Genomic DNA, 3,802 nt, shown 5'->3' on the forward strand with positions numbered 1-3,802 from the left:
GTGACCCCCCCCCCCACGCCCGGGGCGCCAGCGGGGCCGCGCCGGCCCGCCCCGACGCCCCGCGCCCCGCCTGCCGGGTGCTGATCGCCCGGGCGCTGATGCCCCTCCCCCGGCTGCTGCTGCTCGACGAACCGGCCACCGGTCTGGATCTGGCCGCCCGTGAGCAGCTGCTGGAGAGCCTGGACGCCCTGCGCCGGGACCACCCCGAACTGGCCACGGTCCTGGTCACCCACCACCTGGAGGAGTTGCCCGCCAGCACCACCCACGCCATGCTGCTGCGCACCGGGGAGTGCCTGGCGTCGGGCGCGGTGGACGAGGTGGTGACCACGGACCACATCACCAAGTGCTTCGACCACCCGGTGCACATCAGCCGCACCGACGGCCGCTGGGCGGCCCGCGCCCTGCGCCCCCCGCACCGGGGCACCGGCTCATAACGTCGGTTCAGGACACCGGCCGGGAGTCCGCCCAGACGCTCTCGAACTCCTCGCGGTAGGTGCCGAAGAGCCCGCCCTCGCCCTCCTCGGCCACGCCCTCGCGGACGACCTCGCGGCCCCGCCCGCCGCCGCGCAGCACCAGGACCGGGGCCTCCATGCCCCGGGCCTTGCGCAGATACGACTGGACGACGGCGAGGCTGTCCGTGCCGTCGCCGTTGACCAGGTAGGCGGTGAAGCGGGGGGTCTCGTCGAAGACATGGATCTCGAACGCGCCCGGGTCCCGCAGCCGGGCGCGCACCCGCCGCATATGGAGGATGTTCATCTCCACCGAGCGGCTCATCTCGCCCTTCTTCAGGCCGAGCTCGCGCTCCCGCCGCCGCACCGCGCTGCTCGCCGGGTTGAGGAAGAGCAGCCGGGCCCGGCAGCCGGATTCGGCCAGCCGGACCAGCCGGCGGCCCGAGTAGTTCTGGACCAGGAGGTTGAGCCCGATGCCGACGGCGTCGAGGCGGCGGGCGTTGCCGAAGAGGTCCTCGGCGGGCAGCTGGCGCTGGAGCCGCACCCGGTCGGAATGGACGCCCACCACATCCGCGTAGCGGTCGCCGACGAGGTCCTCGACGGCGTCGATGGGCAGCCGGTCGGCGGAGGGGGAGCCGGTGCCGCTGCCGAGGATCTCCAGCAGCCGGGCGGAGGCCCGCTCGGCCTGGGCGAGGACCGTCTCGGACAGGGCGCGGTTGCGGGAGACCACATTGCGGGAGACTTCCAGCTCGTCCAGGGCCAGCTCCACCTCGCGGCGGTCGTCGAGGTAGGGCTCGAAGCACGGCCAGTGCTGGACGAGGAGCTCCCGCAGCTGCGGCAGGGTCAGAAAGCTGATGACATTGTCGTCGGCCGGGTCGAGCAGATAGCCCTTGCGCCGGCTGACCTCCCGTACGGCGACCGCCCGCTGCACCCACTCCTGCCCGGCGGGGCCGGCCGCGGCGATGACCCAGTCCACGCCGTGGACGGGTTCGTAGATGGGCCGCAGCACGGCGCTGACGACGGCGCGCAGCCGCTGTTCCACGAGGTTGAGCCAGATATAGGCCCGCCCGGCCCGGCGTGCGCGTGTGCGCACCTCGCTCCAGGCGTCGGCGCCCCAGTCCAGTTCCGCTCCGATCTCCATCGGCCGCACCAGGGACACCGCGCCGGGAGGTGCGTCGGTGGAGCCGTCACCCCCGGGACCTCCGTCACCGGGGGGCAGCTCCAGCCCGCCCGAGCTCACCTGTGCACCGCCTTCCGCCCCCGTCCAACGATCACCGCAGACTACTGCGCTGCCGGGGGCGGTGCGACACTCAGGTCCTGCCTATCAGGTCAACGTTCCTCTTCTGTATGGCCGTTGTGTCCGGACAGTGCAGGAGGCGTGAGGGGATTCATAGCGGTGACATCGCGCGGGGAGAGCTGGAAGCCCTGCCAGTGCACCGGCATGGGCTCCTGGTCCTCATCCCGGGCGATGTGATGGAACCCGATGTTGACCCACACGATGGGGTGCTTGAGGGTCTGCCCGTTGACCCACTTGTCGACGCTCTTACCGGCAGCACAGCTGCGCAGATTGTCGCTGGCGAACTGCTCACACTTGTTGTAGTCGGTGAAGTAGACGTCGTGTTTGGTGAAACTACGTCCCTGGTACTTGGTGGTGTGGCCGGGAACGATCTCGTAGCTGCGCGGATGGCCGTCCTTGTTCTTGCCCGCCGTGCTGACCACGCGCCACCACCGCGCCGCCGCCGCGTCACCGGCCAGCTCCTTGGTGACCTTGGTGCGGGTGGTCTTGGTCTTCGGGATCCGCCCGGAGGTCGCGGTGGTCTTGGAGTCGTACTGCTCGACCTTGCTCTTGGGCGAGCCGTCCAGCCCGAAGTTCAGCCGCCAGAAGACGTTGTGCGCATGGCTGGTGGCGTAGTCCTTGGCGCCCTTGCCGATGGGCCAGCCCCGGCCGTCGCCCGCGTCGTAGTCCATCGGGGAGAGCGTGCCGGTGGCGCCGACCTGCATGGTCATGGTGCCGTCACCGGCGAACCGCCACTCGGTGATGTACTCGTACCAGCCGACCTGGTTGACGGTGTAGACCAGCAGGTCCTTGCCCTGGAGCTGGTAGACCTTGTTCTCGCTGCCGGCCCCGAAGCCGCCCTCGCCCATGCGGTAGGCGTGACCGCGGGCCCGGGTGGTGGCGCACAGGCCCTTCACATTCGGGTGGTCGGGGTCCCAGGCGTCGGGCACCCGCACAGTCTTGATCGTGCCGCCGGGGCACTCGGCCGGATCCAGCTGCTGGAGCCCCTGGGCGAAGTTCTGCCCGGTGAGGTCGTCGTACTCATTGCTGCCGTCGTCGTAGGGCACATGGATCTGGCCCAGCTTCGCCGAGGTCAGCACCTTGATCGGGGCGCTTTCGCCCTTGGGCTGGTACGAGACGTCGTCGAGCACCAGCCCGGCCTTGCTCTCGTAGTGCCAGCACATCCGCCAGGTGGTGCCGCCGTCGAGCTTCTGCTCGATTCTGTACGGGGCGCTGCAGTCCGCCGCGGCAGCGGTCCGCGGGGCCGCCTGGGCGCTGCCGACCGGCCCGGCGGCGATCGCCACGGTGCCGAGCAGCGCCGAGGCGCCGATGGCCGCCGCGACCCGGGCTCGGGCGCGGCGGAGCCTGCTGTCAGGCATGGGGAGACTCCTGTAGTGAAGCGTTGAGAGGTGTGCGAGACGCTGGGACCGGGCCCTAGCCGAGCTTGGTGACCTTGTGGGCGCTCAGGTCGACCACCATCTGCCGGGTGTCGATCCAGGGGCCGTTGACCACCCGGGTGAACAGCCGTACGCAGCGGCGCTTGCCGCAGTCCTGGACCGAGGCCGGACCGGGGTTGCTGCCCTCGCCCGCGCGGTAGATGAAGCCGGTGGCGGTCAGCTGGTCCGGTCGGGTCAGCGCCTTGCCGGTGGCGTCCTTGAAGTCCTTCTTCAGCCCCTCGCCCAGCTTGTCGCCCATCAGCAGCCGCGCGGCCTCCATCACCTCGTCGCGGTTGGGCGGCGGCTGCACCCCGCGCTGGGTGTCGGTGCCGGTGACCTTGCCGCTGCCGAGGTCGACCGTCTTGGTGACGTAGGTGTCGTCCTTGTAGTCGTAGTACGTCACCTGGGCGCGGCGCGGCGGGTCGGCGGCCCCCACCTCGCCGGGGCTCAGCTCCGCGAGGTCGGTGGAGAGCCGCTCGGGGCCCTTGGCACCCTTGACGTCCTCGCTGCTCATGCGGAAGTGGCGGGCGGCCGCGAGGCGCGGCGCGCGCGGCGGCGCGTCGGCGGGCGGGGGGGCGGGGCCGCGGCCGGGAGCGCGCGGGGCGGGGCGGGCGGCGCCCCCGCCCGCCCGCAGCCGCCGC

At 71.8% G+C, this 3,802-nt stretch carries 3 protein-coding genes and 1 pseudogene; 1 reads left to right on the forward strand and 3 read right to left on the reverse strand.

The annotated features are described in order from the left end of the window. A pseudogene (locus ACFXB5_RS51855) lies at positions 1-434 on the forward strand (hypothetical protein); the annotation flags it as partial. Between the two features lie 7 nt (positions 435-441). Here ACFXB5_RS51855 and ACFXB5_RS51860 read toward each other — a convergent pair. From ACFXB5_RS51860 to ACFXB5_RS51870, 3 genes are all read right to left on the reverse strand, one after another. Further along, positions 442-1,689: an SAV2148 family HEPN domain-containing protein gene (locus ACFXB5_RS51860; protein WP_385222659.1), complete on the reverse strand. Its 1,248-nt coding sequence runs from the start codon at positions 1,687-1,689 to the stop codon at positions 442-444. Positions 1,690-1,778: 89 nt separating this feature from the next. After that, on the reverse strand, positions 1,779-3,104 hold the full coding sequence (locus ACFXB5_RS51865; protein ID WP_385222662.1) for a copper amine oxidase: 1,326 nt from the start codon (positions 3,102-3,104) through the stop codon (positions 1,779-1,781). Positions 3,105-3,159: 55 nt separating this feature from the next. After that, on the reverse strand, positions 3,160-3,802 hold a 643-nt coding region (locus ACFXB5_RS51870; protein WP_385222664.1), incomplete at its 5' end, for a Tat pathway signal sequence domain protein.

The organism is Streptomyces sp. NPDC059455, from assembly GCF_042750115.1.
GTDB classification, from domain to species: domain Bacteria; phylum Actinomycetota; class Actinomycetes; order Streptomycetales; family Streptomycetaceae; genus Streptomyces; species Streptomyces endocoffeicus.